Annotated in this window: 3 protein-coding genes and 1 pseudogene; 3 read left to right on the forward strand and 1 reads right to left on the reverse strand. The window is 56.7% G+C overall.

All coding sequences use genetic code 11. The features are described 5' to 3' along the window. Window positions 1–1,815 carry a VirB4 family type IV secretion system protein gene (locus DJ73_RS17470; protein ID WP_254921703.1) on the forward strand — a complete coding sequence of 605 codons (1,815 nt, stop codon included), beginning with the start codon at window positions 1–3 and terminating at the stop codon, window positions 1,813–1,815. Window positions 1,816–1,963: 148 nt separating this feature from the next. Here the strand turns inward: DJ73_RS17470 and DJ73_RS17475 are convergent, their stop codons facing one another. Next, the gene (locus DJ73_RS17475; RefSeq protein ID WP_094558611.1) at window positions 1,964–3,481 is read right to left on the reverse strand and encodes a hypothetical protein; all 1,518 of its coding nucleotides are present in this window, start codon (window positions 3,479–3,481) and stop codon (window positions 1,964–1,966) included. A 435-nt stretch (window positions 3,482–3,916) separates the two neighbouring features. Between DJ73_RS17475 and DJ73_RS17480 the strand changes: the two genes are divergently transcribed. Continuing rightward, window positions 3,917–5,317, forward strand: coding sequence for a sugar transferase (locus DJ73_RS17480; RefSeq protein ID WP_094558612.1), 1,401 nt, complete (start codon window positions 3,917–3,919; stop codon window positions 5,315–5,317). A 37-nt stretch (window positions 5,318–5,354) separates the two neighbouring features. After that, window positions 5,355–5,991: pseudogene (locus DJ73_RS17485) on the forward strand (IS6 family transposase). The last annotated feature ends 225 nt before the right edge of the window (window positions 5,992–6,216 follow it).

A 6,216-nucleotide genomic window follows, 5' to 3' on the forward strand; every position in this document is an offset into this window, starting at 1 on the left:
ATGCGCTCGCTCCAGTGGGGCCACCGGCTCGCCGTTTGGGTGGTGGCGCTGGCGGCCGTTGAGTGGGAGAGTCGCCGCGCACGGGTCGGTGATGAGTGGACGACCACGCTGTATATCGCCGACTGGCCGGATTGTCCGAGCGATGGATATCTCAGCGAGCTGTTCACGTTAACCGACGTCCGGTTTCACGTCACTGCCCACATCAGGCCCCGTGATCAGGAGCGGGCACTCGACCAGCTCCAGGCAGCCGCCGACGATCTGAAAGTGGATGCAGATCTCGAATCGAGCGTTCGGAGCACGTATCTGCAGGACCGCGCCAGCGAAGCGGCCGCGATGTATCGCGCTGTCGAGGCGGGTGCCCGGGTGTTTTCGCAGGGACTGTTTGTGACGGTTCGGGCCGCCGATCGGGAGACCCTCGATCAGAATCTGCGCCGCGTGAAGCGGACGCTCCGCGAGCAGCCGGCGGAGCTCGCGCCGAAAACCGCGATCTGTGCCCAAGACCGAGCGCTACGGAGTGCGGCGCCACTCGGCGGAGTGAAACTCGACCGCACTACGACGTGTGTGAGCGGCGCGGTGGGCGCGCTGTTGGCGTCGCCACACCGGCCCACCCTCTTGGAGTCTGATGGAGTTGAACTGGGTGTGCACCGCCACACGGACACGCCAGTGGTGGTCGATCCGTTTGCGCGCGAGAACGGGTACGCGACGTTTACCGTGGGGGATCCGGGCTCGGGCAAGAGTTTCAGCGCCAAACAGCGGTTCATCCGGTCGGTGGCCCACCATGAGGATCGGATTGGTGTGATCCTCGAACCGCTCAACGACTGGGCTGGCGTCGCGGAGGCGGTGGATGCTCGGCGGATCACGGTGGGTGGCACGCTCGGGATCAATCCCTTGGAGATCACGCCGACGCCCGCTCACGTGCGTGAGCAGTTAGGAGCCGATGCGAGTCCCTTTACCGAAAAGAAAGAGCGGGTGTTGAGCTTTCTCGCGAACTTCTTTGCGCATCGCGGGATTACACTGGGTGACCGGCGGACGACTCTCGAGGTGGCCGTCGAGACGGCGTATCACGAGGCTGGGATTACTGAGGACGTGACAACCCACGATAGGGCGAGTCCAACCCTCCGCGACGTGATCGACGTCCTCGAGGGGATTGTGGATGCTCCCGGTGAGTACATTTTACGTACCGACGCAGAAGCCGAGAAGCTCCAAGCGGACGCGACGTGGCTCATCGACCAGCTGCGGCCGTTTGCCCCGGACGGGCAGTTCGCGCATCTGGGGCGGGCGAGTGAGGTCGACTTTCAGGCAACGGATCTCATCTATCTGGATCTCGCTCAGCAGGAGGGGCGGGTTGGAGGCCGCACCAGCCTCGTGATGCAGCTGCTCATCTCACTCGTGTACGAGCGGGCGAAACAGACCGAAAAAGAGGTCGTCTTCGTGATCGATGAGGCGCGGTACGTGTTGCGGGATGCCGAGAATCTCGCCTTCCTTGAGACAATCTTTCGGCATCACCGCCACCACGATCTGTCGATCCAGCTAGTCACCCAGACGGTCGATGAGTTCTTTGAGCGCCCCGAAGCCGAGATGATCCTTGATCAGTGTGCGATCAAGCAGTTCCACCGGCTGGATGGGATGGATGAGGAGTGGGCCAACGAGTTTGGGTTGAATCACGCCCAGAAGCGGTTCGTCCAAGAGGCCGTGCCGGGGAACGAGGAGTTGGGGTATGCGGAGGCGCTCGTTGGCGTGGATGGTGAGTGGCGCGGGATCGAGGTGCGAGCGTTAGAGGCTGAAACAGCGGTGATCGACGGCACAGTCGATTGAGTGACCACACACGTCTGAACCTCGTCTCTCTCGTGTTCCACGCACCTTCTTTTCGCTCCGATGACAGTACCGTGTCTGTTTTTGTTGTACAATAGCGTATGTGGAGAAGGACGCCGGTTGCAGGAGAGCCCCTGTGAACGGGGGCTAGCTACCCGTCCTCAGGAGAGTCCGACTGCTGGTCGTCACCATCTTCGCTGGTGGTGCCGTCATCATTCCCGTCATCGGTTCCGTCATCGCTGCTATCGCTGTCGTCGCCGTTCTCTGTATTCTCCCCGTTCGCTTCGTCGTCACCGTCTGTGGCATCGTCTCCGTCAGCCCCGTCGTCGCCGTCGGTTCCGTCGTCAGTTTCACTGGTATCTTCGTCGGCACCGTCATCACTGTCGGTACCGTCATCGCTCTCATCACCATCATCAGCCTCGTCTCCGTTTTCTCCTGCGCTATCGTCGCCATCTTCGGTATCGTCACCGTTCTCAGCATCGTTGCCGTCTTCGGCGTCCTCACCGTCTTCAGCATCGTCGCCGTCGTCACCATCACCGTCGTCCTCACCGTCTGTCGGGGGCGCGTCGTCCGGAGCTTCGACGGTGATGATCGCATCCTGTCCGAAGTCGTTCGAAAAGATGCTGTGGATGTACGTTCCTGGGGTGGTTCCCTCGGTGTTGATCTCGAACTGTACGGTCGTTGAGCTCTCGGCGTCAAGATCGACGTTTTGTGTCTCAACGAGATCGCCGTCGAACCTGAATTCGACCGGTTGGTCAATGCCGAAGGTGTTGGGGTTTTGGATGGTGGCCTCAACTGTGACAGTATCGTCGGTGGTCACAGAGGCGGGTGCGCTAAGACCTGTGACTCTGAAGGAGGCAATCTCATCAACGACCTGCACTTGGGCAGGTTGGCCGTCTGCTTGCGTGTACACGCCGTGGATGTACGTGTCTGACACAAGCTCCGACGTGTTGACCGAGGCATTGATCATCGTCGTCTCACCAGCCTCGAGACGAACCTCCTCACGGAACGTAACATTCCCGTTAAATCGGTACTCGACGGTTTGGGTGTCCGCCGCATCGTTGGGATTCTCGATGGTCGCTGTGACCTCGAGCGTGTCGCCCTGTTCGATGACTGTTGGGGCCGTCAGATCGGCGACGGCGAACGATTCACCGGTCGTCTGTGTGGATTCGACGGTGACGTTCGCCGCATCAGTAACCGCCGTTTCGTTGGCGAGATACGGGCCGTCCGCGGAGCCGTTCGTTGCGACAAAGTCGTACGTTTCGTTGGCGTTCCTATCGCGATGCGGCATCGCAATTAGCGTCTGGTTGTCGGTGAGTGCCGTCTGGTTGAACGTTGCTCCGGGCACGCCATCGAACAGCGTGACTGAGACGTTCTCAGTTTCTCCAGGTTCGAGGTACTCCGAGACGCCAATCACACTGCCGGTGACATCTCCCTCAAGCAGGCTGTCATCGTGGATCACCACAAACCCGCCATCAGACATATTCACGGAATCGACTGTAACGGAGGTGCTGTCTGTGGGTTGATCACTAAACGTGACCGTGGCGTCAGCGTTCATCGGTGAAGCGACTTGTGGCCGCAGTTCCTGTGCTCCGACCATCCCCACGACGGAGCTCAGCATCACTGCAGCCAGGAGGACTGCGAGAAGTTTCCTTGTTGGGGCTTCCATGCGAATATTAACTCTGATCGCTCAAACAAAAGTGTTTTCCAAGTTTCATGAACGGATGACTGTTTGGATGGTGTGTAATTACTCTATTTTTTGGTATTTGTTGAATATCCTCTGAGGGTCGGCTCTCATCGATTTGATCAGGACTCACGATATCACGTGGGCTCTCACATTTCGATGTGAGTTTCCATATTGACGTTGACGTTTCAGTCCACGGCTGCTCTCTGATAGTTTCTAATCACGGTTACTGAGGCGGGTATCCGTAGCTGAGGCTTCATCAAGACATAGTGAATTGATGATATCATTCTCTGTAAGACACACTCGCGGTCTGCAACACAAATCATCAGCCGAGATTCGGTACACCCTATTTTGACCCTACTCCGCCAGCGTCAGCGTCATCGCAGTCCATTTATACACTGTCAGTCAAACCTATGGCTAATGCTCTCCGGGTGGCAGTACCGGTTGCGCAGCGTCGGCGGTGTCGCAGTCATTACTGCCCTCGCTGTTGCGGTTGCAAACAGCGTTGTTGTCCATGCGCTTCTCACCCGGCTGCCAGTCGTTGGGCGACTCGCAGTGGATGCCCCGATGGGTGCTGAACTCGTCTTCGAGATGGCGACGACGGTTGTTATCGTCACCGGGGCGTTTCTCCCGTTGTACAAGCCACGGCCCCGACGTATTCTCGATACGGTTGCGCTCACCCAAAAGCGGGTGCTAGTCGCGGTGTTGACGCTTGCTGCCATCGGGTATTTTGATTATACCTATCGGCTGCCGCGGGCGACGCTTATCGCGGTCACGCCACTGTTGCTCGTGATGTTACCCGCCTGGTTTGTGTGGATTCGTCGGCGGCCAAACGGTGATGCTGAACGGGCGATTATTGTCGGCGATGATCCGGACGCGATCGACAAACTCGCTGCTGATGTCGAGATCCCGTTTATCGGGTATCTCTGTCCCACGAGTGCTTTTTTGAGCAATCGGTCGTCGAAGCCGGTGGCGGCTGTAGCAGACGGCGGTGCCCAGCTTAGTGGGCTCGGCCGACTGGGCGGGCTCTCTCGGATCGAGGATGTGCTCGTCGAGTATGACGTCGACACGGCCGTGTTAGCTTTTGAGCACACGGACCGAGCTGAGTTCTTTGGAGCACTCGATGCCTGTTACGAACATGGCGTTGACGTGCTTGTCCACCGTGATCACGCTGATCGGGTGTTGACCGCTGATACCGATATGGGGACGCTCGTCAGCGTTGATGTCGAGCCGTGGGACATCCAAGACCACATGCTCAAGCGTGGCTTTGACGTTATGTTCTCGGTGGTTGGGTTGGTTGTGTTGAGTCCCGTCATCTGCGGAATTGCGCTGGCAATCAAGCTCGATGATGGGGGGCCAATTCTCTACAGTCAAGAGCGCACTGCGGTGTTCGGTGAGACGTTCGAAGTGTTCAAGTTCCGGACGATGGTTCCAGAGGGAGAATCCGTTGAGCCGGTGGCTGATGAAGTGAATGACCGGATCACACGTGTGGGAAGGGTGTTACGCCAAACGCATCTCGACGAGATTCCACAACTATGGTCGATCTTGGTCGGTAACATGAGCGTTGTCGGGCCGCGTGCAGTGTGGACCGAAGAAGAATCGTTATTAGAGGCTCAAGAACAGTCGTGGCGGAAGCGATGGTTCGTTAAGCCGGGGCTCACCGGGCTTGCACAGGTGAACGGCGCGAAAAGCACGGACCCAGAAGAGAAGTTACGGTTTGATCTGCAGTACGTCAAACACCAGTCGTTCACCTACGATCTGAAGCTTGTTGTTCGACAGATTTGGAAAGTCGGACTGGACGTAGTGGCGGTGTTGAGATAAGGTCGAAGAATGGGGCGGTCAAAAGATCGAGTGGTTCATCCTTAGTTTCGACCGCCTCAGCGGTAATAACGGTTGTATCGAATTAGATTTTCTGGAGCGAGAAGCGACACCCGAGTCGGCGATAAAGCTCGGTAGTCGACTCCATTTGGCTGGACTCTCACTTTCGGATACCGTTTCAATTTTTGAGAGGTTAGGTGTCGACCGTCATCGAGCTACTATCCATTGGTGGGTACAGAAGGCCGGTCTACAGTCGACAGATGGTGCCAACCCGAATCACGTTGCGGTCGGTGAAAACGGTGATTCAGCTCGATCCTGAACGATATTAGCTGCACGCTGCCGTCGATCCTGACACAAACCGCCTGCTCTATGTCCGGCACTATCCGAGAAGAACCAGCGCGATCTCCTCGATGTTTCTCTCGGAATTGTGTGAGAAACATCAGGTTGACGACGCGCTCTTTCTCGTCGACGTTGCTCCGTGGTTGCAGGCGGCCTGCCATTGTCACCGACTCCGATTCCAACATGTCACACATGAGAATCAGACTGCCGTCGAACGTGTCTTTCGTGAAGTAAAATGCCGAACAAACTAATTTCCAAATGCGTTTAGCCATATCAAATTGAGCACCGCCGAAAATTGGTTACAAGCGTTCGCCTTCGCATGGAATCAATTTATCTAAACACTACCCGTACGGTCAGCAGTGTGTTTGAAACCAGAAGCGGATCTTCCGCCTCACTATGGGGGAGAAGGAAGCCAACATTCGCTGTACAATGAATGTAACTTATTTTTAACAGTTCATTTGAATATTAATATTCCATAAAAGATAAGTGCTGAGTGGGATAGAATTATATCAATTCTATGGATGTCCTTGCTGACACTAAGTATAGTCAGTCGGTTGGTGAAC

It is taken from the genome of Halorubrum sp. Ea1, from assembly GCF_002252965.1.
Lineage (GTDB): Archaea > Halobacteriota > Halobacteria > Halobacteriales > Haloferacaceae > Halorubrum.

Coding starts and splice junctions, on each gene's coding strand:
- DJ73_RS17475 (WP_094558611.1), bottom strand. CDS start 3,481: ATGGAAGCCCCAACAAGGAAACTTCTCGCAGTCCTCCTGGCTGCAGTG.
- DJ73_RS17470 (WP_254921703.1), top strand. CDS start 1: ATGCGCTCGCTCCAGTGGGGCCACCGGCTCGCCGTTTGGGTGGTGGCG.
- DJ73_RS17480 (WP_094558612.1), top strand. CDS start 3,917: ATGCTCTCCGGGTGGCAGTACCGGTTGCGCAGCGTCGGCGGTGTCGCA.